The following is a 26,154-nucleotide window of genomic DNA, read 5'->3' as shown; positions in this document are numbered from 1 at the left end:
TCTGCCACCGAACAGGTCCTCATACGGTGGCAGATCCACCGCTCGGCGGTCAGAGGTGCTTCTTGAACCCGACGTGGGTGGGCTCGTAGCCGAGACGGGCGTAGAAGCGGTGTGCGTCGGTGCGTGAGCTGTCGGTCGTGAGCTGGGACAGCACAGCGCCTCGGGCACGTCCGTACTCGTGGACCCAGTCCAGGAACGCCGAGCCGAGTCCCCGGCTGCGCCACTCCTCGGCCACGCGGACGGCCTCCACCTGCAGGCGCGTGGCACCCGTGCGAGCGAGACCGGGGATGATCGTCAGCTGGGCCGTGGCCACGATGTGCCCGGCGTCGTCGCGCACCACGGCGAGGAACTGCGCGGGGTCCCGGTCGAGCGCATCGAAGGCCTCGTCGTAGTCGGCGACGTCGGCCGACTCACGCGTCGCACCGATGGCGTCCGAGGCCAGCATGGCGACGATGGCTCGCACGTCGGAGCGTCGGGCCCGGTCAACCCGCAGGCGCTCGCCCGACACCTCGAGCACCGTGCCCGTGCTGCCTGCCAGTGAGCGGACTCCGCGCACGAGCGCGTCGAGCCAGCTGCCGACGCTGCGCCGGGCCTCGTCCGTGTCGGGGTAGCGGCACCTCAGGTGAAGACCGGACTCGTCGAGGATGAACCAGACCATCACGCCGTCGGCGCGGCCTGCGGCGCTCACGTACTGCGCCTCGAGGCCCACGTGGTCCACCCGCACGGGCAGGCGCCGCAGGTCGAGCCACGAGATGGCGAACATGCCGGGTCCCTCGGGCATGTCGCCCCACGGTTCCAGCACGTCCTCCAGCGGCCAGGAGCCGAGCCGCACGGCCTCCTTCACGGCTGCCGCGGCAGCCGGGGGGAGCGGGTCGTCGGACTCGAGCACGGAGTTCGTGATGAACCACCCGACGGAGTCGTGCCAGGCCTCCTCGTACCGGCTGTGCACCGGGAAGACGGCGCGCAGGGGAGCGCGGGCCAGCCGCCACGTGACGTCGGTCATCACAGAGACGACGAGCGCGAGGGCCGAGACGCCCTGCTCGGCGGCGTGACGTGCCAGGAAGGCGTTCTCGTCGACGTCGAGGAGGTCGCGCACCTCGACCCGCTCCAGGACCGGGAGCGCGATGTCGCCCAGGGGCATGGGGAAGACAGGCATGACGTCGCCGCTCGCCGCGATGATGTCGTGCCAACGCTGCCGGACCTCGTCGGGCGCGGGCTCACGTGCCCTCAACGCGGCGGTGTGGTCGGCGAAGGGACGCACCGGTGGGGCCGCGGCGGCGCCTGCGGGGTCGGCGAGGGATCGCAGCAGGTCCCGCACGACGACCAGCAGTGACCACATGTCGACATGGGCATGGTCGGCAGCGATCACGAGCGTCGGTCGGTCGTCGCTCAGCAGCACGCACAGGCGGTGCGAGGGCCGCGCGGTGGAGCCGCAGAACGCGTCGAGGACGCTGCGCAGCGCCTCGTTGACGGACTCACCGGTCTCCACCCGGTGCTCCACCCAGGACCCCGCCGACATCGCGTGGTCGTGCAGCAGCGGTCCGTCGCGGCCGGGGGAGAAGACGGTGCGCAGCGTGCCGTGCCGGGCGACGACGGCGAGCCAGGCGTCGGCCAGCTCGTCGAGGTCGACGGTGGGGAGGCGGACGGTGATGGCCATCCACGAGCCGGGTCGCGACCCGCGGGCGACGTGCCTGCGCTGGTCGAACGAGACGGGTACGGAGTCCTGCCGGGGACCCACCGTGAGGTCGTAGCCGAGCAGCCGCCCGAACGGGAGCCGCAGGTGCGCCACGTTCGTCAGCCGCATGGTCGTACTCTATGGCCCACCGCCGAGGTCGAGGAGGATCGCGCACCGTGTCACTCTTCTCGGTCCCCGGCGCACGGATCTCCTTCGACGTCGTGGGTGACGACGGGCCCGCAGTCGTCGCGCTGCACGGCCTCACCTCCAGCCGACGCCGCGAGGAGCTCATGCAGCTCGACGTCGCCAACCACGTGCCGGGCGTCCGCCTCCTGCGGTACGACGCGCGCGGGCACGGCCGCTCCACGGGACGCGCGCGACCCGAGGACTACCGCTGGCCGAGGCTCGCCGAAGACCTCCTGGCGCTCGTCGACGACGTCTTTCCCGGTGAGTCGGTGCACGGCGTCGGCCCGTCCATGGGCACGGCCACGCTCCTGCACGCGGCGCTGTCCCGGCCCGACCGGTTCCGCACCTTGACGCTCATGGTCCCGCCGACCGCGTGGGCCAGCCGTCGGGCGCGGGCCGCCGGGTACGAGGAGGCGGCGTCCCTCGTCGAGACCGAGGGGGTGGCGGCCTTCGTGGGCGCGGACGACGCTCCCCGTCCACCGGCCGTGGCTCACACGCCGGTGGGTGTCCCCGACGTCCCGACCGGTCTCCTGCCCGCCGTGATGCGCGGAGCGGCCTCCTCCGACCTGCCACGCCCACAGGTCGTCGCGACGATCCGGGTCCCGACGCTCGTCCTGGCCTGGACGCACGACGAGGGCCACCCGCTCTCCACCGCCGAGACGCTCACCTCGCTGCTGCCCGACACCACCCTGCGCATCGCAGAGACACCCGACGACCTCGCCACGTGGCCGTCCCTGGTGGCCCGGCACGTCCTCGCCCAGGGCTGAACGGCGTGACTCTGGGCAAGGTCGCATGGGACGATGTGCCCGTGACGAGCACCTCCGAGTCGCAGCGACTCCGCGACCTGGCCCTGCTGCGCCGCGTGCGCGACCGGATCGACCGGGAGTACGCGCAACCGCTCGACGTGGAGGCCCTCGCACGTGATGTCCACCTCTCGGCGGGCCACCTCAGCCGTCAGTTCCGGCTGGCCTACGGGGAGCCGCCGTACGCCTACCTCATGACGCGCCGGGTGGAACGGGCCATGGCGCTGCTGCGCCGAGGCGACGTGAGCGTCACGGACGCGTGCTTCGCCGTCGGCTTCTCGTCACTCGGGACGTTCAGCACCCGCTTCAGCGAGCTGGTCGGTGTCTCACCCAGCACGTACCGCGCGCAGTCCGGTGGAGGCGCCGAGCCACCGTCGTGCGTCGTCAAGCAGGTCTCGAGACCGATCAGGAATCGAGAAGCAGGCCTCGCACCGACGGCCCTAGCGTGACGTCCATGAACCTCACCATCCACTCCAGCTTCCTTCCCCACCTCAACCCCGAGGCCTCGCTCGCCTTCTACCGCGACCTGCTCGGCTTCGAGGTACGCCTCGACGTCGGCCAGGGCACCATGCGCTGGATCACGGTCGGTCCCGTCGACCAGCCCGACACCGCCATCGTCCTGGCGCCGCCCGCGGTGGACCCCGGCATCACCGAGGAGGAGCGTCGCGTGGTGACCGAGATGATCGCCAAGGGCACCTACACGATGCTCAGCCTCGCCACGCCCGACCTCGACGCCACCTTCGAGACGCTGCAGGCCGCCGGCGCCGAGATCGTGCAGGAGCCCATCGAGCAGCCGTACGGCCTGCGTGACTGCGCGGTCCGCGACCCCGCAGGCACGCTCGTCCGCATCAACGAGAAGCGCTGAGCCGCACCCGAACCACGAGCCGACGGAGACCCGCATGACCCCGCACGCAGCCGACGTCCACGACACGATCCGCGTCCAGGGTGCGCGCGAGAACAACCTCAAGGACGTCGACCTCGAGATCGCCAAGCGTCGCCTGACCGTCTTCACGGGGGTGTCGGGATCGGGCAAGAGCTCGCTGGTCTTCGGCACGATCGCCGCGGAGTCCCAGCGCATGATCAACGAGACCTACAGCAGCTTCATCCAGGGCTTCATGCCGACGTTGGCCCGCCCGGACGTCGACGTGCTGGAGGGCCTGACGACTGCCATCCTCGTGGACCAGGAGCGCATGGGGGCCAACATCCGCTCGACCCTGGGCACCGTGACCGACGTCAACGCGCTCCTTCGCATCCTGTTCAGCCGCATCGGCGACCCCGCCATCGGCTCGCCCAACGCGTTCTCGTTCAACGTGGCCACCATCAGCGGCAAGGGTGCGGTCACCATCGAGAAGGCCGGCGGCAGCACCACCGAGCGACGCAGCTTCAGCGTCAACGGCGGCATGTGCGCGCGGTGCGAGGGCACCGGCAAGGTCTCGGACTTCAACCTCGCGGCGCTGTACGACGAGGACAAGTCGATCAACGACGGCGCCATCACCATCCCCGGCTACTCCATGGACGGCTGGTACGGCCGGATCTTCAACGGCTGCGGGTTCTTCGACTGCGACAAGCCGATCAAGGACTTCACGAAGAAGGAGCTCGACGACCTGCTCCACAAGGAGGCGACGAAGCTCAAGGTCGAGGGCATCAACCTGACGTTCCTCGGCCTGATCCCGCAGATCCAGAAGTCGTTCCTCTCCAAGGACCGCGAGGCCATGCAGCCGCACGTCCGTGCCTTCGTGGACCGGGCCGTGGTCTTCGCCGCCTGCCCGGAGTGCGATGGGACGCGTCTCAACGAGGCAGCGCGCTCGTCCAAGGTCAACGGCAGGAGCATCGCCGACGTCTGCCGGATGCAGATCAGCGACGTCGCCCAGTGGGTGGCCGAGATCGACGACCCGTCGGTCGCGCCACTGCTGCGCGCCCTCGGGGCCACTCTCGACGCGTTCGTCGAGATCGGCCTCGGCTACCTCTCGCTCGATCGGCCCTCGGGAACCCTGTCCGGCGGGGAGGCGCAGCGCACCAAGATGATCCGTCATCTCGGGTCGTCCCTCACCGACGTCACGTACGTCTTCGACGAGCCCACGATCGGCCTGCATCCCCACGACATCGCGCGGATGAACCAGATGCTCCTGCAGCTGCGCGACAAGGGGAACACGGTGCTCGTCGTGGAGCACAAGCCCGAGACCATCACGATCGCCGACCACGTGGTCGACATCGGTCCGCGCGCCGGCACCGAGGGCGGACAGATCGTCTTCGAGGGCACCGTCGACGAGCTCCGGAAGGCCGACACCCTCACGGGGCGTCACCTCGACGACCGGTCGTCGCTCAAGGAGTCGGTGCGCGAAGCCACGAGCGCCCTCGAGATCCGGGGCGCGTCCACCAACAACCTCCAGGACGTCGACGTCGACATCCCGCTCGGGGTGCTCACCGTCATCACCGGGGTGGCCGGCTCGGGCAAGAGCTCCCTCGTGCACGGCTCCGTCGTGGGGGAGGGCGTCATCGCGATCGACCAGGGCGCCATCAAGGGCTCGCGTCGCAGCAACCCCGCCACCTACACGGGGCTGCTCGAGCCCATCCGCAAGGCGTTCGCCAAGGCCAACGGCGTGAAGCCGGCGTTGTTCAGCGCCAACTCCGAGGGCGCGTGCCCCACGTGCAACGGTGCGGGCGTGATCTTCACCGACCTCGGCCCCATGGCGTCGGTCACCACGACGTGCGAGGACTGCGAGGGCAAGCGCTTCCAGGCCTCGGTCCTCGAGTACACGTTCGGCGGCAAGAACATCAGCGAGGTCCTGTCGATGCCGGTCGCCGAGGCCCGAGACTTCTTCGCCGACGGCGAGGCCAAGACACCGGCCGCGCACAAGGTCCTGGAGCGGCTCGTGGACGTGGGGCTCGGGTACGTGAGCCTCGGCCAGCCGCTCACCTCCTTGTCGGGCGGCGAGCGCCAGCGCCTGAAGCTCGCCACCCACATGGGGGAGAAGGGCGACGTCTACGTGCTCGACGAGCCCACCACCGGCCTGCACCTTGCTGACGTCGAGCAGCTCCTGGGGCTGCTCGACCGTCTCGTCGACGCCGGGAAGTCGGTCATCGTCATCGAGCACCACCAGGCCGTCATGGCCCATGCGGACTGGATCATCGACATCGGACCGGGCGCCGGTCACGACGGCGGCACGGTCGTCTTCGAGGGCACCCCGGTCCAGCTCGTCGCGGACGGGAAGACGCTCACCGGCCAGCACCTCGCCGAGTACGTCGGTGCCTGAGGCGGCAGGCCCGCGCGTCGTCACACCGCGTGTCGTCATGATGTGCGGGCCGGCCGGGTCCGGGAAGTCGACCTACGCGCGCCGGCTCGAGACCGATGGCATGGTGCGCCTGTCCTTCGACGTCGAGACCTGGGCGCGTGGCTACACCGTCGCCCATCCGGCGCCCCGCTCCGTGCTGCTCGAGATCGAGGCGGAGCTGCAGGAACGCCTGCTCCAGCACGTCGCGGGCGGCGAGGACGTCGTGCTCGACTTCTCGTTCGCCACGCGGGAGGTCCGCGACGCCTACCGGAGGCTGCTGGCGCCGGCCGGCGTCGTGCCGGAGACCGTCTTCATGGCGACCGACCGCGACACCGTCGCTCGGCGCGTGCGCGACCGGCGTGACGAGCACGCCGACGACCTCCATATCGACGACGAGCTCGTCCTGGCGTACTTCGACGACTTCGAGGTACCCACGGCCGACGAGGGGCCGCTGACGGTCCTCGGCAGCACACTGGAGCCATGACCTCGCGCGACCAGGACCTCCTCGCCGCCGCAGCGGTGGCGGGCACCCTGCTGCACCGACCCGAGATCTCGAGCTGTTGGGACGCCCCGAGCGTGCTCGACCAGATGTCCGTGGGGATGCTGGCTTGCCACCTCGCGCGGCAGGCCAGCCACGTCGCAGCGCTGCTCGACCCCTCGACCGCCGGGGGAGGGGAGGGGTCGGTGGTCCTGCCGGAGGCCGCCGACCACTACCGCCGAGCGGCGTGGGTCTCCGCCACCGACCTCGACGACTCCGCCCTCGACCCTTCGTCGGACGCCGAGGACGCAGCCCAGGGGAGCGACGCCATGCTGGCGCGCTGGGACGCGGCACTAGCCGACGTCCGGCACGTGCTCGAGCGGGGCACGGCCCGCGACGTCGCCGACCTTCCGTGGCAGGGATGGAGCCTGCGCCGACCCGACTTCCTGCTCACGAGGATGGTCGAGCTCGTGACGCACACCGACGACCTCGCTCGCAGCGTCGACGTCCTGACGCCCGACTTCCCCAGCGACGTCTACACACCGGTCGTCCACCTGCTCACCACGCTGGCCGTCGAGCGGCACGGTCAAGCAGCCATGACGAGTGCCCTCACGCGGCGCGAGCGCATGCCCAGCACCATCAGCGCCTTCTGACTCCCGGCAGTCGGCGCACCGCTCAGCGCGGCGTCAGGACGCAGAGCTCGTTGCCGTCGGGATCGGCCATGACGACCCAGCTCACGTCGCCCTGCCCGATGTCGATGCGGCGGGCACCCAGCGACTCCAGCCGCGCGACCTCCGCCTGCTGGTCGGCTCCTGCAGGGGGAGCGACGTCGAGGTGGAACCTGTTCTTGGCCAGCTTGGGCTCGACCGGCGGACCGCCCCACGTGATCTTGGTGCCGCCCGCCGACGACTGGATGGCCGTCTCCTCGTCCTGGTCCCACACGAGGGGCCAGCCGAGGACGGCGCTCCAGAAGTACCCGACGGCCTGCGTCCCGTCGCTCGAGAGCGCTCCGATGCGCGGACAGCCCGCAAGGAAGCTGTTCCACGGCTCGATGACACAGAGCTCGTTGCCCTCGGGGTCGGCCATGACCACGTGGTCGACGTCGCCCTGGCCGATGTCGAGGTGGCTCCCCCCGAACCTCAGGACCCGTTCCACGACCGCCTGCTGGTCCTCGACCGAGGAGCTCGTGAGGTCGAGGTGCATCTGGTTGGGTCCGGGCTTGGGAGCCTCGGAGGGCCAGATGTCGATGGGGAAGTCGTGCGGTCCCGCGGGCGCGAGGGTCGTGCCGTCGACGACCTCACGCTCCAGGACGCCGCCCCAGAAGTGCAGCAGGCGCTCGGGATCTCGTGCGTCGATGGCCAGGGCTGCCAGGTTGCTGGTCATCCACCCATCCTGGGCCGCTCAGGTGGTGATGCGCCAGTCCGCGACGTCGATCACGAAGTACGACACGACGAGGGCGCCCGTGTAGAACACCGACACCGCGGCGGCTGCCGCGACCTTCGTGCCGACGCCTCGGCCGGTGCTGGCCCGATGACCCATGGCTGCGGCCCAGCCCAGCGCAGCCTCGGCGGGCAGCACGTACAGCGCAACGCCCAGCAGGCGGGTCGTGGAGCCCGTCGGCTCCCACAGCCCGACGACGGGCGCCAGCAGCTCCGACCCGGCGAACACGATCACTGCGGCCACAGCAGAACGTCCAGGGCTGAGTCCTGCCACGGCCAACGCGATGAACAGCGGCGGCACCCACATGAGGCCCATGGCGACCGGGATGACGTCGTCGAACCGTGGTCCGCCCTGGTCGGGGAACGACAGGATCCCCAGGACGTCGGAGAGGATCCAGTCCGGGACCACCTGGAAGGCCGAGACGAGGCAGAGGAAGCCCACGAGCGACAACCAGGCCGTGTGGCCGGTCGAGCGGCACGCAGCGGCCAGCGCGACGACGTAGACGATGACGGTGGCCAGCACCGCCCAGCCACGTGCCGGTGCATCGATGGACAGCGCCACAATGCCCACGACCGCGAGTCCGACGTGCACGAGCAGGACGCGAGTCAACGTGGAACGGTCGGTCATCACGCCGCGAGCCTAGTGGGGTCCGACCGCTTCCGTCCGCACTTCCAGACATGTCCGATAATGTACATTATGTCAAGTTAAACGTGTACGTGGCTGTCGACGACGGCCAGCAGGTCCGACCCACTGCCCCGCCGGCGACGGCATGGCGTCGATCGATGCACTACTGGTCCACTCGGCCGAAACGTGCCAAGCAGTGCCAGACCTGCTTGAGCGACTGCGGCGGGTGCAGGCCGGCCCGGGCTGCGTCGCCGATGACCTTCGGTGTGAGCTCGTCGGCCAGCGAGCGAGCCAGGTCGACGATGTGAGGGCCGCGGTACTCGGGGTCGAATGACTCAGGAGATGCTCGGAACCCGGGATGGAACTCGATCGGACAAGACCATCGCTCGGCTTCGGCCTCGACATCCGTGCCAGCGAAGCACGGATCAAGGACGAGCGCTTCGACATCCGTGTCGAACCGGACCGCCCGATGAACGTGGGCCTCGACGTACCCGTCAAGCTCGTCGAAGCCTGACTCGTCAGCCATCCGGCACAGATGAGGGAGCAGCGCAGCGTCACCGACATCGATCGGTTCCGACACCGAGTCGGGAAAGCAGAAGGTCGATCGACTGACGGCTTCCGCGCGGAGGCGGACGTAGGACGATCCGAAGCGGATCGCGCCACCGTACGGATCAGCACGTCGATTCCACGCTCCGTAGACCGGGCGCGCCGACCCTGGTCCCCCGTCATACCTGCCCGAGAACAGTCGGCTCTCCCACCGCCAACGATCCCCGCCGGGGAACGCGGTCAGCCCGCCGTTCGAGATTCCAGTCGCGAACTGCGAGCGGTAGTGCCCCTCGACGGACATCGACCCGATGACCGTGGCGCCCCGGTGCGGCCAGTCCGGGTGGAACTGGAGAGTGATGGCTTGAACGCGCGCGGCGGATGACCGACCCTCGGCGCAGTGCCGATGCTCGTCCGCCGCCCCGCTCATGCGGTGATCCTACGAAGGTCTCTCGCCGACCGACAGGACCAGTGACGGGTCGCTCGGCCGGGTAGGCGTCATCAGCGCCTCTGGTCGTCAGTGGTGGACCGCGGGCGTGCCACAGTTCTGGGGTGAGTACAGGCACTGCGTGGTCATCGGAGGTCGATGCGTGGTCGCGCGCCCTCGTGGTCGTGCACAGCGTCCTGCTCGGCGTCCTGGTGCTCGCGCTGGGTTTCTGCGGCTTCATGGTGGTGTCCGACGAGCTGTCCCACGAGGACGCGTGGGACGGCCTGGGAACGGCGCTGGGCCTGTGGGGCGGGGCCCTGACTCTCGTGGCCATCGGCGTCGCGGCACTGCTGCTCTCGGTGTCCCGTCGCGGACGGCGCGAGCGCGACCGCAGCCGGGTGGCCTGGTCCTCGACGGTCACGATGCTGATCGCGGGCGTCTGGCTCGTGTGCGCGTGGCCGAGCCTGCGGCCCGGCGAGACCGGCTCCTGGGTCCTGGCCCTGTCCCCTGCACTGGTGGCGCTTCCCGTGGCGGGCGGAGCCCTGACGTCCGCGCTGCGCGCACGATGATCACTCTCCCCTGCTGCAGCTGCGCCTAGGCTCGCCGCATGACGATGCTCCCGGACGACGCGGCCGACGTCGGCGACGACGCCACGTGGTGGCTGCGCCGTGCGGCGTGGACGTACGCAGCGCTGCGCTCCGGCGAGCTGGTCGACTCCGACGGTCAGGTCGAGAAGGCGCGCCACCCGGTCGAGATCCAGATCCTCGGAACCCTGACGTTCCCCGACGGGCAGCTCGTCCTGGGTGACCCGTACCTCCTCGACGACCAGCCCACGCCGATCACCCGACGACTGCGAGCGACGCCCTACGACGTCCTCGTGGCGATGGCCACCGTGGGACCGGACCATCGCCGGGTGGCGGCCTCCTTGCTCGTCGACGGCTCAGGCCCCGTGGAGCGGTGGACCATGGCGCACCTGCCCTCGCAGCAGCCGCGCTCGCTGACCGAGCACGAGTTCTTCGGCTACCCGGTCGATGCGGGCACCGGGTGCTTCGCCGGACTCGCCGCAGCGACCGTCACGGCCGAGGTCATGCTGCAGGACGCCGGGATGCTCGAGGACCCTCTGTCACTCGCCCTGTTCGAGGACGAGCCCGCCCCCGGCGCTGTGCTCCTCTCCCCTGCCCCGGGCTCCGACTCGGTCGCGGCCTTCTCCTCCGGCTGGGGCGACGGCTACTACCCCACCTGGATCGGCCTGGACGCCCACGAGGAGGTGGTCGTGGTCCTCACCGACTTCCTGCTCACCAACGAGCCCTTCGCTCCCCCGACGCCCGCGACGGCGCCCCCCTCGGCACCGCGCGGCTGGCGCAAGCTCTTTCGTCGTCACTGACGACCGTCAGCGACAGCCGGTCAGCGACCGAGGGCCTCGTCCGTGAAGACGTTGCGGAAGATGCCGCGCGGGTCGAGCCGGTCGGCGAGCGCTCCGAAGTCGGCGAGACGCGGGTAGGCGACACCGAGCCGCTCCGGTGTGGTGCGGAAGAGCTTGCCCCAGTGCGGGCGGGCACCGAAGGTGGTCAGCTGATCGTCCAGCACGGGCAGCAGCGCGAGGACTTCGTCGGCATCCGGTCGCCAGGTGAAGTGCAGCGCCAGGCAGTCGGTCGTGTGGCTGGGGCTGAGCCACAGGTCGTCTCCGGCGACGGACCGGATCTCGGAGACCAGAAGCAGGGGGCGGACCTGGTCGGCCATCCCTCGCACGGCCTGCACCGCTGCCAGACCCTGCGACCTGGGCACCAGGTACTCGGTCTGGAGCTCGTCGCCGGCGCTCGGTGTGAACTCGCGCCGGAAGTGCGGGAGCCGGTCCCACCAGGCGCCGGTCCCTGACTGCGACGTGGTCCACTCGGGGTCGGCGCCGGGGATGGGGTGACGGGCCGAGGTGGCACGGGTCGCCCCGTCGAAGCGTCGATCGGGGTCCTCGTCGTCGACCGACTTGACCCAGATGCTCGGGCCCGCGTCCGACCAGTCGGTGAAGAGGCTCACGCTGTACGCGGCGCTCATCACGGCGTCGAGGTCGTGCTCGAGCCGCTCCCACCCGAGCCCCTCGTGCACCGACTGCATGACCTGGAAGGTCGGCACCACGTCGAGCTCGAGCGAGGTGACGACCCCGAGCCGACCCAGCGAGACGACAGAGCCGTCGAAGTCAGAGTCGCCCCGCCGGAGGTGGAGCAGCGAGCCGTCGGCCGTCACGAGCTCCAGAGCGGCCACCGACCGCGCCAACGAGCCGTTGCGGTCGCCCGATCCGTGGGTCCCCGTGGCCACGGCGCCACCCACAGAGATGTGAGGGAGCGAGGCGAGGTTGGACAGCGCGAGACCGGCGGAGTCCAGCCGCTCTGCCAGCTCCGCGTAACGCATCCCGGCCGAGACACGCACCCTGGAGGCAGCGGTGTCGACCTCCACGACCTCCGGGAGGTCCGCCACGGAGACGTGGACCCCGGTGGTGTCGGCCACCGCGCTGAACGAGTGCCGGCTGCCGAGCGCCTTCACGCTGGACTCGCGACTGACGACGGCCTGCAGCTCCGCCACCGACCGCGGCCGCTCGACGCGGGTCGCTCCGTAGGTCAGGTTGCCGGCCCAGTTCCGGTGGTCAGAGCTGCTCATGGTCTCGATCATGTCCCAGTCCCGGCTGGGGGTCGCGGCCGCACCGCCTCGCGGGACGCCGCCGAAAGTCGCTCGTCGCCGGCCGGACGGCTGATGCGATGGAGCCGGGAGCCGCTCTACGGTCGATCCATGGCCCGGTCGCCGCTCGTACCCGTCGCCCTGGTCCTCCTCGTCGCCCCCGTCACTGCGGAGTACCTCATCGGGTACGACGACATCCTGATGCGTCCGGCCGCCCTCGTGTTCGGGCTGGTCTTCTTCGCGCCGCTCTACGGAGCTCCCGCCCTTCTGATCCGAGAGACGGCGCGTCGGCGCGGGCTCGGGTGGCCGTCCATGCTGCTCATGGCGACGGCCTTCGGGCTCGTCCAGGCAGGTCTGGTCGACCAGAGCCTCTTCGACCCCGACTACCGGGCGATACCCTACTGGGACTCCTTGCGCGGGCCGACCTTCGTCGCGCCCTGGGGAACGAGTGCCTACATGGTCCTGACCTTCGTGTCCGGACATGTCCTCGGCAGCATGGCCGCACCCATCGCGCTGGCGGAGTCCTGGTCGACGACCCGGGGTCCTTGGCTTCGCCCCCGCGGTCTCGTCCTGGCAGCACTGGCCTGGGCGGCGGCGTCGGCCTTCATCCTGTTCGACCACCTGGGCTCCACCGACGCCAGGATCACGTGGGGTCAGGGACTGGGGACGGGAGCTGTCGCGCTCCTCCTCGTGCTCGTGGCCCTTCGCCTGTCCCCCGTCGCGCCTCGGCGCGGAAGGGTGCCCTCGCCGTGGATCGTCCTGGCGGTCACCACGGCCCTGCTCGCGACGGGAAGCCTCGTGCAGACGGGTTGGCTGTCGACAGCAGCGCTCGCCGCGGCCTTCGCCGTGGCGCTCGGTCTGCTCTGGAGATGGGGAACCCGTGACGGCTGGACCGGCCGTCACACGGTGGCCGCCGTGACGGGCGACCTGCTCTCGATCGGCGTGCCCGCATTCTGGGTCGAGCCGCTCGGAGGTGCTTCCCTCGGTCCCAAGCTCGTCACCAACGCGGCCCTGCTCGCCATCGTGCTGGCCGTCGCTGCTCGTGGGCTCGTCGTCCAGCGTCGACTGCCCTCGCCGCTCAGCCCAGAGCGAGCTTGAGTGCCATCAGCACCATGACGCCGGCGATGGCCGCGTCGAGCACGCGCCACGACGTCGGTGTCCGCAGCAGTCGCGTGGCGGCCCGCGCGCCGAGTCCCAGGGTCGTGAACCAGGCGGTGCTGGCGAGGACCGCTCCCCCGGCGAAGAACCAGCGGTCGTCGCCGTGGGTCGATGCCAGAGAGCCGAGCAGGAAGACGGTGTCAAGGTAGACGTGCGGGTTGAGCCATGTGAGCGCCACGGCCGTGGCGGCCACGGGAGCCACGCGCGTCGCGGTCGACGTCCGGCCGGCCACCGGTCCACCAGCCGCCTCTCCCCCGGACGGCTCGGGCGCGAGTCCCTCGGCGTCCGCATCGGCCGCACGTCGCACAGCCAGGACGGCGTAGCCGAGGAGGAACGCCGCACCGGCCCAGCGGGCCGTGTCGGCGATCCACGGAGCAGCCGACTCCAACCGGTCCAGGCCGCCCACGCCCACCAGGATCAGGACGGCGTCGGAGACGACGCAGATGGCCACCACGACTCCGACGTGCTCCCTGCGCAAGCCTTGGCGCAGGACGAACACGTTCTGGGCACCGATGGCGACGATGAGGGAAAGGCCCAGCAGGAACCCTGGAATGACAGCAGACATGATGATCACGCTAGAGACGCGGCGTCATGAGCACCAGCGAATATTCGTGATCTTGCATTAGCGTTGCTTCACATGAGGATCGACCCGACCCTGGCCATGACCGTGGCCGCCGTGGTGGAGGAGGGGACGCTCGACGCCGCCGCCCGTCGCCTGCACCTCACGCCGTCCGCCGTGAGCCAACGGATCAAGCTCGTCGAGGAGCAGCTCGGCCAACGCGTCCTGGTGCGCAGCAAGCCCGTGCGCGCGACACAGGCCGGCGAGGTCGTGACGAGGTACGCCCACCGCGTCGCCCTCGTCGAGCACGACGCGACCCAGGCCCTGGGGCTGTCAGAAGACGTCGGCCGCCGACGGCTCGCCCTCGGTGTCACCTCGGACTCGCTGGCCACGTGGCTGCTGCCGCCGCTCGCACGATTCGCGGACCGGCACGACGTCGAGCTCGACCTGGTCCGACGAGACCAGGAGCAGACCGCGGGCCTCCTGGAGGACGGGCAGGTGGTCGCGGCCGTCACGTCGCGTCGCGACCCTGTGCCCGGGTGCCGGATGGTGGAGCTCGGTGCCATGACGTTCGAGGCCATGGCCTCGCCGGCCTGGGTCGCGCGCTGGGCGCCGGACGGCGTCACCTCGACGTCACTTCAGGACGGCCCGCGGATCGACTTCGACCGGAGCGACACCCTCCAGCTCGAGTGGTTGCGCCACCACGGTGTCGACGGGAGCACGTCTCCTCACCACCTCGTGCCCTCCACCCACGACATCACCCAGGCGGTGGAGCTCGGGCTCGGGTGGGGCGTCATTCCCACCGACCAGGCCACTGACCTGGCCGACCAGGGCCGTCTGGTCCGGCTCGGAGGACCCCAGGTCTCCACGGCCCTCTACTGGCAGTGCTGGAAGGACGAGGTGACGCTCCTCGCTGCCCTGACCCAGGAGGTGGTGGCCGCAGCGAGGAGCGAGCTCTCGGAAGCCTGAGGCTCAGCGCCGAGCCGTGACGGTGCGCGCCGAGATCTTCTGCGCCTTCACCTGCGTCGGCGTGAACGGGAAGCTGACCCACCCTCCCCTCCCGAAGATGGCCGTCTGGTCACGGCTCCACGGCGACGACGTGTCGCCCGACTGTCCGTAGGTGAGGATCGTCGAGGCCTTCACGCCGGTCTTCGTGAACGAGACCACCTGGACGTGCGAGGACCCGAAGTTCACCGGGTAGAGACCCGCCTTGGGGTTCTCCGCCGGCTCGGAGGCCTCCACGACGTTGACGAAGCCCAGCTCGTGCGGGCCGCCGGGGACACCGATGGGGCGGCCCGGCTTGTCGGCGACCTGTTGGGAACCCAGCGGCGCGTCGAGCGCGACGCCCTTCGCTCGCAGGTGGGCGATGGCGTCCTTCATGGCCTGGACCGTCGCACCGTCGCCTTCCTTGAGGTCGCGCGGCGTGTTGAGCGGGTCGTTCGCGTCGAAGGGGACGTTCCAGCGGGCCGCGGGCAGGCGCAGGAAGAACTCGCGGAACAGGATGGTTCCTCGGCTGCTCACCTTCCCGCGTCCGTCCCAGGCCTTGAGGACCCTGCAGGCCTCTCCCCCACCCGCAGCGGTGCACACCGTGTCGAGGTCGCCGTTCTCCCGCGTCAGGATCGCCGCCATGTTCTGCTCGGTGTGCTCGATCGCCTCCAGACGCGCGTGGGTCATCCGGGTGGTCCTGAGGGAGTCCGAGACCGAGGAGTAGACCATGCGTGAACGCAGGCTCCGCTCACACTTCTCGCAGCCGATGATGTTGGCGAAGCCCTCGAGCCGGGTCGTGGGGTTGGGGAGCCAGTACGAGTCGTTGGCGTTCATGACCCAGCCGCGGGTGAAGAGGGACGGCATGTTCTTGCTGCCGAAGATGCCGGGACGAGGAGCGTCGGCGTCGCTGCGCCACCGGCAGGACGACGAGGCGCGCGTGCCGTCGAGGATCGGCAACCCGGCCAGCTGGCGTGTCAGCAGGCCGATCGGCGTGATGCACGAGGCCACGAGGTCGTTCGGGACGTTGGGCACGACCGCGTGGTCGGCGTAGAGGGCCGTGCCCCTGCGGTCGGCCGCGATGGTGTTGACCCACGGGATGCCACCCGCCCGGTCGCTGGCGGCGAGCAAGGACCTCGCGTCCTTCGCGCGGCTCATGGCCAGGAAGGAGTCGAGCGTGCGCAGCTGCTCGGCGTTGGCGTCGCGCATGGCCACGAAGCTCAGCGGGGTCCAGCCCATGAGCGTCGCAGGGTTGTCCATGACGTAGCCCTCGTCGGTGCGGTAGAGCGTCTTGGTGACCTTGGACAGCGATCCGTCCTTGTTCTTCACGGTCACGACGACGGGCCGCTCCTCGAGGTCCTTGACCCCCTGGTCCGTCAGGTACTTCTTGGGGAACCCGGGGATGGTGCGGTACTCGTACGGCGTGAAGCGGTAGCCCGTGGACACGGTGTGGCTCCACGCCACGTCCTTCGTGAACCCGATGTTGATGACGGGCGAGCCCATGAGGCTGGCGCCCGCGGCGTCGTACTTGCCGGGGATGGTCAGCTGCACCTGCTCGAAGCGGTACCGGCCGAGCCACGGGAAGTGCGGGTTGCCGAGCAGCATGCCTCGGCCGTCGGCCGTCTTGTCGCCACCCACCGCCACCGCGTTGGAGCCGAACGGGGAGCTCGGGTCCTTGCCCAGGGCGGCCTTCAGCTCCTGCGACGTGGGCAGGGCCTTGGGCGCGGAGCCGAACGGCAGCAGCCTGGAGAGATCGAGGAGCGGGAGGTCGAGCGCGTCGGGGAGGTCGAGGCTCGGCAGCGGCAGCCCGGGGTCGTTGAGCGACGGCGGGTCTGCATCGGCGATCGAGCCGATGAACGGGCCGGCGGACGCGAGGAGGTTGGCGGCGTAGAGGCCGTACCAGAGGTCGTTCGTGGAGGCGGTGCGCACCCACGCCGCACCCCGGCACGCCTTGTCCTTCACGCCGGACGCTCCCCCGACGGACGCGAGGTAACGGTTGACGCCCTTGATGTAGCCCTCGACCATCGCGCGGGTCTCGGCACCGGGTCCGCGCACCGGGTCGGCGAGCAGCTTCTCCACGACCTTGCGGCCGCGCGCGTCGGTGAAGAAGGCGTCGGTCTGGAGGTTGGTGGCATCGAGCGTGACGCGGTCGTTGTAGCGCGCCTCCGGGCCGAGGTAGCGCGACCGCTCACCCCGTCCTGTCAGGAGGGTGTCTGCGAGGTTGCAGATCGACGTCTCCGCCGTCGCGTACCCATGACCGAACCCGAGGGAGCCCCAGTCCTTCGCGACGACGTGCGGGATGCCGTGCTTCGTGCGCGTGACCGACGCGTCGTACTTCCCGCCCGCCGGGTTGAGCGGGATGCCCGAGGAGGCCTCGGCCGGGGCCGGCGTCGTGCCGGGTCCCCCGAGAGCCAGCACCGAGAAGGCGACGGCGGAGGCGGCGATCAGGGCCAGGACGCTGCGGGGACGGCGCACGAGGGATCCTTTCGAGGTGAGGTACGTCACTCTCAACGATCCGACGGAGTTGGGGTTATCGTCCAGGTTCTTCCTGCTCGGCCCTCTCGACGAGCTCCTTGCGCAGGATCTTGCCCGTCCCGTTCCGCGGGAAGTCCTCGAGAACCTCCACGCGCCGCGGCGCCTTGTACCGCTCGAGCGAGCCCCGGACGTGGGCGCGCAGCTCGTCGAGCGTGGGCTCCCTGGTACCCGGACGGACGAAGGCGACGAGCTCGTGGCCGAGCTCGTCGTGAGCGGCTCCCACCACGATGGCCTCGGCGACGTCGGGGTGCTGCTCCAGCACCCGCTCGACCTCCTGCGGGAAGACGTTCTCACCGCCGGTCACGACCATGTCGTCGTCGCGACCGTCGACGTAGAGCCGACCTCGCTCATCGAGGTGACCGACGTCGCCGGAGGACACGAAGCCGTCCACGACCTCCTTGCCCTCCGGGGTGTGGTCACCGTCAGGGGTGTAGCCGTCGAAGACCATGCCGCCGCGCACGAAGATCGTGCCCCGCTCCCCCGGTGCGGCCTGGGTGCGGTCGTCGCGCAGGATGCGGATCGTCACCCCGATAGCGGGTTGGCCGACGGTGTCAGGCGCCTCAGCCAGGTCGCGCGGCGACGCCATGGTGACGATGCCGGTCTCGGTGGCCCCGTAGACGTTCACCAGCACGGGGCCGAAGGTCTCGAGGAAGGCCGTCACGGTGCGAGGCGAGATGGCCGAGGCACCGGTGAGGACGACGCGCAGGGACTCGGTCCGGGCCTTCACCGTGGGCTGGGCGTCGACCATGCGCTGCACCATGAGCGGGACCGCGACCACGAGGGAGGCGCGGTGCTGCGCCACGTCCTGCAGGGTCTGCTCGGCGTCGAAGCGACGGTGGGCGACGAGCGTGCCGCCCACGCCCAGGGTCCCGAGCAGCACCGCGAAGCCGAGGGCGTGGAAGAACGGCGGCGGCACGACTGCCACGTCTCCGTCGCGGAGCTGCAGGACGCCCAGGCCGGTGGCTGCGGACTGGACGACGGCCACCGGGGCCACCTGGCGCGACACTCCCTTGGCCAGGCCAGTCGTCCCCGAGGTGAGGAGCGTGACCTTCGCGGCGCCGTGCCGAGCCGGCGCCCGTCCGCCCTCGGCCGCGAGGTCGTCGAGACTCAGGCCCTCAGAGCCGGGCTCGGTCCAGGCCCGGACGGCCAGGACGTGGTCGGGCAGGTCGGCCAGCGCCGGGCCGTACTCGTCGTCGTGGACCAGGACGTCCGGCGCGTGACGGGCCAGCACCTTCGCCAGCTGGTCGGGGGTGAGCTCGGTGTTCACGAGCACCACCTCCGCGCCCAGCCGGGAGCCGACGAGCACGCCCTCCAGGAAGTAGCGGTGGTTGCGGCAGAGCACGGCGACCTGGCGCACCCGTGGGCCTCGGGCGTGGAGAGCGCCGGCCACACGCTCCACGCGCTCAGCAGCTTCGGCGTAGGTCGACGCGCCGAGATCGTCGTGCACGAGGACCCGTGAGCCGTGGCGCGCCGCCGTGACGGCCACGAGCGTGGAGGGAGTGAGGCCACCGCGCCACAGTCCGGCCGCCATGCCCGCCGCGGCCCGAGGGCTCACGGGACGCACGAGCCCCGACCGCGCAGCAGCCACGGCTGCGTCCCGCCAACGTCCGAGGTCCGAGGAGATGCCCATCGGCGCATCGTGCCATGTCGGAGGAGGTTCCTAGAATGGGACGGACCATGAGCCGCCCCGATCCGCATCGCGACAGCAGGCGTCGGGCCGCCCACTACCGGACCTCACCGGACGAGACGGGCGCCGACGACGCTCCGTCGCGGCCGCAGCTCACGCCCGAGCAGCAGATCGAGGCGGCCATACGCCGCGGAGACTTCGACGACCTGCCGCTCGCGGGCAAGCCACTGCCCCACCTGGGCACCTCGTACGACCCCAGCTGGTGGATCAAGCGCCTCATCGAGCGCGAGCAGATCAGCGGCGTGCTCCCTCCCGCGCTCGCGCTGCGACGCGAGGACGCCGAGCTCGACACGTACCTCGACACCACGGGCTCGGAGGAGCGGGCGCGAGAGATCCTCGAGGACTTCAACCGGCGGGTGATCGAGGCCCGTCGCCAGCTGCAGGGCGGGCCGCCGGTCATCACGGCATTGCGCGACGTCGACGCCGAGGTCGAGGCCTGGCGCGAGCGACGCCGGGTCCGAGCCGCGGCACGAGCCGTCGAGGAGCCGCCTCCCCGCAGGCGTCGCTGGTGGGGTCGCCCCCGTGGCTGAGGCGCAGGAGCGCACCGTCACCTTCGACGCCCCGGTCGACGTCCGGCGCACGCTCTCCACCATCCGTCGTGGCCCGGCCGATCCCGCCTTCCTCTTCGACGGACCCGTCATCTGGCGCACCACCCGCGAGGTCAGCGGCCCCGTCACCGTCCGCATCCACCAGGTCGGTGCCGAGACCGTCCGTGCGCAGGCCTGGGGTCCCGGGGCGCAGGAGCACCTCGAGCTGCTGCCCGCCGTCCTCGGCGCCCACGACGACGTCTCCGGGTTCCGACCCGAGCACCCTCTCCTCCTCGATGCGCTGCGCCGGTTCCCCGGCCTGCGGGTCCCGCGCACCGGCCGGGTGCTGGAGGCGCTCGTCCCCGCCGTACTGGAGCAGAAGGTCCTCGGCACCGACGCCTTCCTCTCCTGGCGCCAGCTGCTGCGCCGGCACGGCTCCCCCGCTCCTGGCCCGGCCCCGGAGCGCCTGCGCGTGGTGCCCACCGCCGCGGAGTGGGCTGCGCTCCCGTCCTGGGAGTGGCACCTCGCCGGGGTCGACCCCAAGCGGTACCGCACCGCCCAGGCGTGCGTCCGCGTCGCCGACTCCGTCGAACGGCTCGCCGCGGCCGGGGATCTCGAGGCCACCTACCGCGGGCTCCGGAGCATCCACGGCGTGGGCGCGTGGACGGCCGCCGAGGTCGGCTCCCGGGCGCTGGGCGACGCCGACGCGGTGCCCTTCGGCGACTACCACCTGGGCAGCACGGTCGGCACGGCCTTCCTCGGACGCAAGGTCGAGACCGATGCCGAGGTGGCCGCGCTGCTCGAGCCGTTCCGGCCTCACCGCGGGCGAGCCCTGCGCCTGCTCCAGCTGAGTCCCCTCACCCGCGTGGAGCGGCGCGGACCGCGCATGTCGCGGGTCGACCACCGCACCATCTAGGCATCGCTCCGGCCCCTACAGTGAGGGGCGTGCCAGCCTGGACGCGAGCCGCTCTCGCCCTCTTCGTCGTCGGGTTCGGAGCCAACCAGTTCGCCGCCCTGCTGCCCGTCTACCGCGTCGCCGACGGCGCCTCCGCGGCCGAGGTCAACGCACTCTTCGGGGCGTACGCGCTCGGACTCATCCCGGCGCTCCTGGTCGTCGGCCCGCTGTCGGACCGGCTCGGCCGCCGCCGCGTCATCCGCCCGGTGCTCGTTCTGTCGTTCGTGGCCACGGTCGTGCTCCTGCTCGGCGGGCACCACCTGGGCCTGCTGCTCGTGGGCCGGTTGCTGGCCGGCGTCGCCTCCGGCGCGGCCTTCGCCCCAGGCACGGCCTGGGTCAAGGAGCTCTCCGCCGGGCCTGCCGGGACAGGCGCCCGCCGCGCCGCCATCGCGCTCTCCGCCGGGTTCGGGACCGGTCCACTCGTCACTGGCGTCGTGGCGGAGTGGGTGCCGCATCCCACGGTCGTGCCCTACGTGCCGCACCTGCTGCTCACCGTGGCCGTCGCGGTCGTCGCCTGGAGCACGCCCGAGCCGGCCCACGCTCCGCCCGGCGACGTGGAGGCCGAGCCGGGCCGTGTGGGCCGCACCCTCCGCTCGCGCACGTTCCTCCTGCGCGTGGTCCCCACGGCCCCCTGGGTCTTCGGCTGTGCGTCGTTCGCCTTCACGACCATTCCCCAGATCCAGTCCGTCCCCGGACCCGACGTCGCTGTGGGCGGGGCTCTCGTGGCCCTGACCCTCTGGACCGGCGTGCTGGTGCAGCCGCTCGGGCGCCGCTGGGCTCCGACGACCACGATCCTGCTCGGGCTCGCCAGCGGCTCCGCGGGGTTCCTCGTCGCGCTGCTGGCGGCTGAGCTCGACACCGGACTGCTCGTGCTCGTCGCCGCCATGCTGCTGGGTGCGGCCTACGGCTGGATCCTCGTCGGCGGGCTCACCACCGTGGAGGAGGTGGCGGCCCCGGCCGACCTTGCCGCCGTGAACGCCGTCTTCTACAGCCTCACCTACATCGGGTTCGCGGCCCCGTTCCTCGGCACGGTGCTGCTCGAGCACGTGAGCGGGCCGTCCGCGCTGCTGCTGCTCGCCGGCCTCGTGGCGGTCTGCGCCGTCCCTGCCGGCCTCAGCCGTCGGTCAGGCTGAGCAGCGCCGCGGCGACGTCGACCGGTCGGGTGAGCGCGTTGAGGTGGCCCCCGGGCACGACAGCGACGGGGAGACCGAGCCGTTCCTGCGCGACGCGCTGCTGGAGCGCGAGCGGGAAGAGCCGGTCGTCGTCGCCGGCGAGGACAGCGGTGGGGACGTCGGGCCAGGACTCCCCGGGCCACGGCGCGTGGAACGCGGCCTCCACCTCGTCGCGCTCGTGCTCGGCAGCCTCCGCGAGGACGTCGTCGGGGGCGTCGTGGAAGAAGACCTCCAGCACGTCGAACCCCGCCTCGGGGTCGCGTCCTGCGTCCCGCTCCGCGTCGCGACGTGCCTGAGCCTGCCCGACGGCCTTCCACCAGCCGGCGCCGGACTCCCCCGGCGCCGGGATCATGGCGTTGAGCAGCACGAGCCGCTGGACGGGGACCCGCAGGGCGGCACCCGCGGCACTGAAGCCGCCGAAGGACTGCCCGACCAGCACGACAGGTCCCTCGCACCCCTGGACGGCCCGCACGACGAGGTCGATGTAGCCCTCGAGGTCGACCTCGGGGTCGTCGCCGGGCAGGTCGACGGCGACGGCGCGGTGGCCGGCATCCTCCAGCCGTGGGACGAGCCTGCTCCAGAACCAGGGGTCCCCGCCGGCCCCCGGCACCAGCACGAAGGTGCTCATGTCAGACGAACCGGCTCGTGTCGCCGGCACCCTCGCGCACGATCTCGGGCACGCCGTCGACGAAGTCGATCACGGTCGTGGGCTCGGCCGTGACCTCGCCCGACTCCACGATGGCGTCGATCTCGTGGTCGAGCGCGTCCTGGACGAGCCAGCCCTCGGTCATGGCCTCGGTCTCCCCCGGCAGGATCAGCGTGCTCGTGAGGATGGGCTCGCCCAGCGCGTCCAGGAGCGCCCGCACGACGGCGTGGTCGGGGATGCGCGCACCGACGGTCTTCTTCTTGGGGTGCAGGAGGCGCCGCGGCACCTCCTGCGTCGCCGGGAGGATGAACGTGTACGGCCCGGGCGTCACGTTCTTGACCGCACGGAAGATCGCGTTGTCGACGTGCACGAACTGGCCGAGCTGCGAGAAGTCCTTGCACACCAGGGTGAAGTGGTGCTTGTCGTCGAGCTTGCGGATGGCGCGGATCCGGTCGAGCGCGTCCTTGTTGCCCAGCTGGGCGGCCAGGGCGTAGCCGGAGTCCGTGGGGATGGCCAGGAGCCCCCCGTCGGCCAGCAGCCGCACCGCCTGGTCGACGGAGCGTTGCTGCGGGTTCTCGGGGTGGATGTCGATGAATCGGGCCATGGACCGACGATATCCCTCACCCGCAGACGCGCTTGTCCATGATCCGGACCTCGGTCCATGGGATGGGATCGCTCGATAAACTTGTTGCTGCCAGAGTCGCGACTCTCGTCGCGGCACGTCGATCGGAAGGGGAGCTCATGAGCACCGACCTGACCCTGGCCGAGCGCCGCGAGCGCCAGCTGGCGCACGACGCCGCCAAGACCGAGCACGAGCAGCAGCGCGAGGAGCTCCTCTCCCGACCGCGCCGCGACGAGGCAGCGCTCGAGCGGATCGCCCACGAGGCCGAGGAGCGGTTCGGCAACGACCCGTCCGTCGGCACCGACGACGTCCTCGCCTGGGTCTCGCAGGAGTTCGGCTATCGCACCGCCGTGGCGTGCTCGATGGCCGACGCCGTCCTGCCCCACGTGGTCGCCCGGCACATCCCCTGGGTCGACACGCTGTTCCTCGACACCGGCTACCACTTCTCCGAGACCATCGGCACGCGCGACGCCGTCGAGTCGTCCATGGAGCTCACCATCGTCGACGTCCTGCCCAAGCGCACCGTGGCCGAGCAGGACGCCGAGCTGGGCAAGGACCTGTTCGCCCGCGACCCCGCCCTGTGCTGCCAGCTGCGCAAGGTCGAGCCGCTCAGCGACTCCCTCTCCGGCTACGAGGTCTGGATCACCGGCGTGCGCCGCGACGAGGGCCCCACCCGCGCCGACACCCCGTGGGTCACGTGGGACGCCAAGAACCGACTCGTGAAGGTCAACCCGCTCGCCGACTGGACCTTCGACGAGGTCCTGGCCTACGCCGACGAGCAGGACGTCATCGTCAACCCGCTCGTCACCGACGGCTACCCCTCCATCGGTTGCCTGCCCTGCACCCGCAAGGTCGCCGAGGGCGAGGATCCCCGAGCCGGCCGCTGGGCCGGCTTCAACAAGACCGAGTGCGGCCTGCACACCTGAGCCGCTCCCCCATCTCCGCACTCCCCTACCGAAGGAACGCATGAGCGTGATCGACCCTGCCCGGGCGACCTACCGTCTCAGTCAGCTCGACTGGCTGGAGTCCGAGGCGATCCACATCATCCGCGAGGTCGTCGCGGAGTTCGAGCGCCCCGTGCTGCTCTTCTCCGGCGGCAAGGACTCCGTCGTCATGCTGCACCTCGCGGTGAAGGCCTTCTGGCCCTCGCCCGTGCCGTTCCCGGTGCTGCACGTCGACACGGGCCACAACTTCCCCGAGGTGCTGGCCTACCGCGACGCGACGGTCGAGCGCCTGGGCCTGCGGCTCGAGGTCGCCAGCGTGCAGGACTACATCGACGACGGCCGTCTGCGCGAGCGCGCCGACGGCACGCGCAACCCGCTGCAGACCCAGCCGCTCCTCGACGCCATCGAGGGTCACAAGTTCGACGCCGTCTTCGGCGGAGGACGCCGCGACGAGGAGAAGGCGCGCGCCAAGGAGCGGGTCTTCAGCCTGCGCGACGAGTTCGGCCAGTGGGACCCCCGCAACCAGCGTCCCGAGCTCTGGAACCTCTACAACGGCCGCCACACCCCGGGCCAGCACGTGCGGGTCTTCCCGCTCAGCAACTGGACCGAGCTCGACGTCTGGCAGTACATCGGTCGCGAGAAGATCGAGCTCCCCGAGCTCTACTACGCGCACGAGCGCGACGTCTTCGAGCGCGACGGCATGCTGCTCGCCGTCGGCGAGTTCGCGCAGCCCCGCGACGGCGAGACGGTCGAGAACCGCCAGGTCCGCTACCGCACCGTGGGCGACATGTCCTGCACGGGAGCCGTCGAGAGCCCCGCCGTCACTGTCGAGGACGTCATCGCCGAGGTGGCTGCCACCCGCGTGACCGAGCGCGGCGCCACGCGCGCCGACGACCGGATCTCCGAGGCCGCCATGGAGGACCGCAAGAAGGAAGGCTACTTCTGATGGGCATCGCCACTCCCCTCCCCACCTCCACGCTGCTGCGGCTGGCCACGGCCGGCTCCGTCGACGACGGCAAGTCCACGCTCGTGGGCCGCCTCCTCTACGACTCCAAGTCGGTGCTGGCCGACCAGTTCGACGCCGTCGAGCGCGTCAGCCGCGACCGCGGCCTCGCCCAGGCCGACCTCGCCCTCCTCACCGACGGTCTGCGCTCCGAGCGCGAGCAGGGCATCACCATCGACGTCGCGTACCGCTACTTCGCCACGGCGGAGCGGTCCTTCATCCTGGCCGACTGCCCCGGCCACGTGCAGTACACGCGCAACACGGTCACCGGCGCCAGCACGGCCGACGTGGTGGTCCTCCTCGTCGACGTCCGCAAGGGCCTGCTGGAGCAGACCAGCCGGCACCTCGCGGTGGCGTCGCTGCTGCGCGTCCCGCACGTCGTCGTGGTGGTCAACAAGATCGACCTCGTCGACTACGACGAGGCCACGTACGACACGGTCTCCGCCCAGGTGAAGGCCACGGCCCACTCCCTCGGGCTGAGCGACGTCACCACGGTGCCCGTCTCCGCGCTCGCCGGCGACAACGTCGTCACGCGTTCGGACCGCACGCCCTGGTACGACGGTCCCAGCCTGCTCGAGCACCTCGAGCAGCTCGACCCCGTGGGTGAGCCGCACTCCGAGCCGCTCCGGTTCCCCGTGCAGCTCGTCATCCGCCCGCAGAGCGCCGCCGAGGACCGGTTCCGCGACTACCGCGGGTACGCCGGTCAGGTGGCCTCCGGGCTCGTGCGCGTGGGAGACCCCGTCACCGTCCTGCCGAGCGGCCGCACCAGCACCGTCGTGGGCATCGACACCGCTGACGGCGAGCTCACGGAGGCCTTCTCCCCGCAGTCGGTCACGCTGCGCCTCGCCGACGACGTCGACATCTCGCGGGGCGACCTCATCGTCACCTCGCGCAGCGTCCCGTCCGTCACGCAGGACATCGACGGCACGGTGGCGTGGCTCGCCGAGCGCGACCTCCGTGCGGGCTCCAAGGTGCTGCTCAAGCACGGCACCCGCACGGTGCAGGCTCTCGTCAAGAACGTGGGCGGACGCCTCGACCTCGACCGCGCCGAGCTGCTGCCGGCCGACACCCTGGGGCTCAACGACATCGGCCACGTGACGCTGCGACTCGCGGCCCCCATCGCCGCCGAGGAGTACCTGCACTCACGGAGCACGGGCGCCTTCCTGCTCGTCGACCCCCACGACGGCACCACGCTCGCCGCCGGCATGGTGGGCGACGCCCTGTTGTCCACCGCTGCGGTCTGACGC

At 71.1% G+C, this 26,154-nt stretch carries 26 protein-coding genes; 16 read left to right on the top strand and 10 right to left on the bottom strand.

The annotated features are described in order from the left end of the window. Positions 1–49: 49 nt before the first annotated feature. Complete coding sequence (locus ASD11_RS06700; RefSeq protein ID WP_056284920.1) at positions 50–1,804, bottom strand: GNAT family N-acetyltransferase; 1,755 nt, start codon at positions 1,802–1,804, stop codon at positions 50–52. A 47-nt stretch (positions 1,805–1,851) separates the two neighbouring features. Here ASD11_RS06700 and ASD11_RS06695 point away from each other — a divergent pair, with 47 nt between their 5' ends. The 6 genes from ASD11_RS06695 to ASD11_RS06670 are packed head-to-tail and all read left to right on the top strand — an operon-like array spanning position 1,852 to position 7,067. Then, entirely contained in the window at positions 1,852–2,628 is a 777-nt protein-coding gene (locus ASD11_RS06695) for an alpha/beta fold hydrolase (RefSeq protein ID WP_056284917.1), read from the top strand. 41 nt (positions 2,629–2,669) lie between these two features. Beyond that, on the top strand, positions 2,670–3,113 hold the full coding sequence (locus ASD11_RS06690; protein ID WP_056284913.1) for a helix-turn-helix transcriptional regulator: 444 nt from the start codon (positions 2,670–2,672) through the stop codon (positions 3,111–3,113). 5 nt (positions 3,114–3,118) lie between these two features. Next, positions 3,119–3,529 carry a VOC family protein gene (locus tag ASD11_RS06685; RefSeq protein WP_056288529.1) on the top strand — a complete coding sequence of 137 codons (411 nt, stop codon included), beginning with the start codon at positions 3,119–3,121 and terminating at the stop codon, positions 3,527–3,529. A gap of 34 nt (positions 3,530–3,563) precedes the next feature. Beyond that, on the top strand, positions 3,564–5,918 hold the full coding sequence (locus tag ASD11_RS06680; RefSeq protein WP_056284910.1) for an ATP-binding cassette domain-containing protein: 2,355 nt from the start codon (positions 3,564–3,566) through the stop codon (positions 5,916–5,918). Further along, a complete protein-coding gene (locus ASD11_RS06675) occupies positions 5,911–6,420 on the top strand; it encodes an AAA family ATPase (protein WP_200940094.1) in 510 nt (169 codons plus the stop codon). The genes ASD11_RS06680 and ASD11_RS06675 overlap by 8 nt, the downstream gene beginning before the upstream one ends. Continuing rightward, complete coding sequence (locus tag ASD11_RS06670) at positions 6,417–7,067, top strand: maleylpyruvate isomerase N-terminal domain-containing protein (protein ID WP_056284907.1); 651 nt, start codon at positions 6,417–6,419, stop codon at positions 7,065–7,067. The genes ASD11_RS06675 and ASD11_RS06670 overlap by 4 nt, the downstream gene beginning before the upstream one ends. A 22-nt stretch (positions 7,068–7,089) precedes the next feature. On the opposite strand, the gene ASD11_RS06665 is transcribed toward ASD11_RS06670, so the two are convergent. The 3 genes from ASD11_RS06665 to ASD11_RS06655 all read right to left on the bottom strand — a co-directional run bounded on the left by ASD11_RS06665 (position 7,090) and on the right by ASD11_RS06655 (position 9,451). Further along, positions 7,090–7,797 (bottom strand): VOC family protein, encoded by a 708-nt coding sequence (locus ASD11_RS06665; RefSeq protein WP_056284904.1) that lies wholly within the window; start codon positions 7,795–7,797, stop codon positions 7,090–7,092. A gap of 18 nt (positions 7,798–7,815) precedes the next feature. Beyond that, complete coding sequence (locus ASD11_RS06660) at positions 7,816–8,481, bottom strand: DUF6989 domain-containing protein (RefSeq protein ID WP_056284900.1); 666 nt, start codon at positions 8,479–8,481, stop codon at positions 7,816–7,818. Positions 8,482–8,641: 160 nt separating this feature from the next. Next, positions 8,642–9,451 (bottom strand): DUF3626 domain-containing protein, encoded by an 810-nt coding sequence (locus ASD11_RS06655; RefSeq protein ID WP_082554207.1) that lies wholly within the window; start codon positions 9,449–9,451, stop codon positions 8,642–8,644. Positions 9,452–9,573: 122 nt separating this feature from the next. On the opposite strand from ASD11_RS06655, the gene ASD11_RS06650 reads away from it, so the two are divergent. Together ASD11_RS06650 and ASD11_RS06645 are read left to right on the top strand one after the other, a co-directional pair. Continuing rightward, entirely contained in the window at positions 9,574–10,017 is a 444-nt protein-coding gene (locus tag ASD11_RS06650) for a hypothetical protein (protein ID WP_156464618.1), read from the top strand. 38 nt (positions 10,018–10,055) lie between these two features. Further along, positions 10,056–10,832, top strand: a complete 777-nt coding sequence (locus tag ASD11_RS06645) for a DUF4241 domain-containing protein (RefSeq protein WP_082554206.1) — start codon at positions 10,056–10,058, stop codon at positions 10,830–10,832. Between the two features lie 20 nt (positions 10,833–10,852). Here the strand turns inward: ASD11_RS06645 and ASD11_RS06640 are convergent, their stop codons facing one another. Beyond that, the gene (locus tag ASD11_RS06640) at positions 10,853–12,097 is read right to left on the bottom strand and encodes an FAD-binding protein (RefSeq protein WP_156464617.1); all 1,245 of its coding nucleotides are present in this window, start codon (positions 12,095–12,097) and stop codon (positions 10,853–10,855) included. A gap of 129 nt (positions 12,098–12,226) precedes the next feature. Here ASD11_RS06640 and ASD11_RS06635 point away from each other — a divergent pair, with 129 nt between their 5' ends. Beyond that, positions 12,227–13,213, top strand: coding sequence for a hypothetical protein (locus ASD11_RS06635; protein ID WP_056284888.1), 987 nt, complete (start codon positions 12,227–12,229; stop codon positions 13,211–13,213). Here ASD11_RS06635 and ASD11_RS06630 read toward each other — a convergent pair. After that, positions 13,194–13,838 carry a LysE/ArgO family amino acid transporter gene (locus ASD11_RS06630; protein ID WP_056288521.1) on the bottom strand — a complete coding sequence of 215 codons (645 nt, stop codon included), beginning with the start codon at positions 13,836–13,838 and terminating at the stop codon, positions 13,194–13,196. The genes ASD11_RS06635 and ASD11_RS06630 overlap by 20 nt on opposite strands. Positions 13,839–13,910: 72 nt before the next feature. Between ASD11_RS06630 and ASD11_RS06625 the strand changes: the two genes are divergently transcribed. Then, on the top strand, positions 13,911–14,801 hold the full coding sequence (locus tag ASD11_RS06625) for a LysR family transcriptional regulator ArgP (protein WP_056284885.1): 891 nt from the start codon (positions 13,911–13,913) through the stop codon (positions 14,799–14,801). Positions 14,802–14,804: 3 nt separating this feature from the next. Here the strand turns inward: ASD11_RS06625 and ASD11_RS06620 are convergent, their stop codons facing one another. Together ASD11_RS06620 and ASD11_RS06615 are read right to left on the bottom strand one after the other, a co-directional pair. Further along, positions 14,805–17,291 (bottom strand): penicillin acylase family protein, encoded by a 2,487-nt coding sequence (locus tag ASD11_RS06620; RefSeq protein WP_056284880.1) that lies wholly within the window; start codon positions 17,289–17,291, stop codon positions 14,805–14,807. 55 nt (positions 17,292–17,346) lie between these two features. Continuing rightward, the gene (locus tag ASD11_RS06615) at positions 17,347–18,981 is read right to left on the bottom strand and encodes an AMP-binding protein (protein WP_056284878.1); all 1,635 of its coding nucleotides are present in this window, start codon (positions 18,979–18,981) and stop codon (positions 17,347–17,349) included. A gap of 47 nt (positions 18,982–19,028) precedes the next feature. On the opposite strand from ASD11_RS06615, the gene ASD11_RS06610 reads away from it, so the two are divergent. The 3 genes from ASD11_RS06610 to ASD11_RS06600 are packed head-to-tail and all read left to right on the top strand — an operon-like array spanning position 19,029 to position 21,653. Next, a complete protein-coding gene (locus tag ASD11_RS06610) occupies positions 19,029–19,568 on the top strand; it encodes a J-domain-containing protein (RefSeq protein WP_056288517.1) in 540 nt (179 codons plus the stop codon). Then, positions 19,561–20,481, top strand: a complete 921-nt coding sequence (locus ASD11_RS06605; RefSeq protein ID WP_056284874.1) for a DNA-3-methyladenine glycosylase family protein — start codon at positions 19,561–19,563, stop codon at positions 20,479–20,481. The genes ASD11_RS06610 and ASD11_RS06605 overlap by 8 nt, the downstream gene beginning before the upstream one ends. Positions 20,482–20,510: 29 nt before the next feature. Next, positions 20,511–21,653 carry an MFS transporter gene (locus tag ASD11_RS06600; RefSeq protein ID WP_162246466.1) on the top strand — a complete coding sequence of 381 codons (1,143 nt, stop codon included), beginning with the start codon at positions 20,511–20,513 and terminating at the stop codon, positions 21,651–21,653. On the opposite strand, the gene ASD11_RS06595 is transcribed toward ASD11_RS06600, so the two are convergent. Both ASD11_RS06595 and ASD11_RS06590 read right to left on the bottom strand, forming a co-directional pair. Beyond that, the gene (locus tag ASD11_RS06595; protein ID WP_056284867.1) at positions 21,634–22,320 is read right to left on the bottom strand and encodes an alpha/beta fold hydrolase; all 687 of its coding nucleotides are present in this window, start codon (positions 22,318–22,320) and stop codon (positions 21,634–21,636) included. The genes ASD11_RS06600 and ASD11_RS06595 overlap by 20 nt on opposite strands. Position 22,321: 1 nt before the next feature. Beyond that, a complete protein-coding gene (locus ASD11_RS06590) occupies positions 22,322–22,942 on the bottom strand; it encodes an L-threonylcarbamoyladenylate synthase (protein ID WP_056284864.1) in 621 nt (206 codons plus the stop codon). Positions 22,943–23,079: 137 nt separating this feature from the next. Here ASD11_RS06590 and ASD11_RS06585 point away from each other — a divergent pair, with 137 nt between their 5' ends. From ASD11_RS06585 to ASD11_RS06575, 3 genes are read left to right on the top strand one after another with little or no spacing between them, the layout of a single operon-like run. Continuing rightward, positions 23,080–23,886: a phosphoadenylyl-sulfate reductase gene (locus ASD11_RS06585; RefSeq protein ID WP_056284860.1), complete on the top strand. Its 807-nt coding sequence runs from the start codon at positions 23,080–23,082 to the stop codon at positions 23,884–23,886. Between the two features lie 40 nt (positions 23,887–23,926). Then, positions 23,927–24,850 (top strand): sulfate adenylyltransferase subunit CysD, encoded by a 924-nt coding sequence (gene cysD, locus ASD11_RS06580; RefSeq protein WP_056284858.1) that lies wholly within the window; start codon positions 23,927–23,929, stop codon positions 24,848–24,850. After that, positions 24,850–26,151 (top strand): sulfate adenylyltransferase subunit 1, encoded by a 1,302-nt coding sequence (locus tag ASD11_RS06575; RefSeq protein WP_056284855.1) that lies wholly within the window; start codon positions 24,850–24,852, stop codon positions 26,149–26,151. The genes cysD and ASD11_RS06575 overlap by 1 nt, the downstream gene beginning before the upstream one ends. Positions 26,152–26,154: the final 3 nt, after the last annotated feature.

Source organism: Aeromicrobium sp. Root495, from assembly GCF_001426755.1.
Lineage (GTDB): Bacteria > Actinomycetota > Actinomycetes > Propionibacteriales > Nocardioidaceae > Aeromicrobium.
The sequence above is the reverse complement of the archived record's forward strand: the minus strand, read 5'-3'. Positions and strand labels throughout refer to the sequence as shown.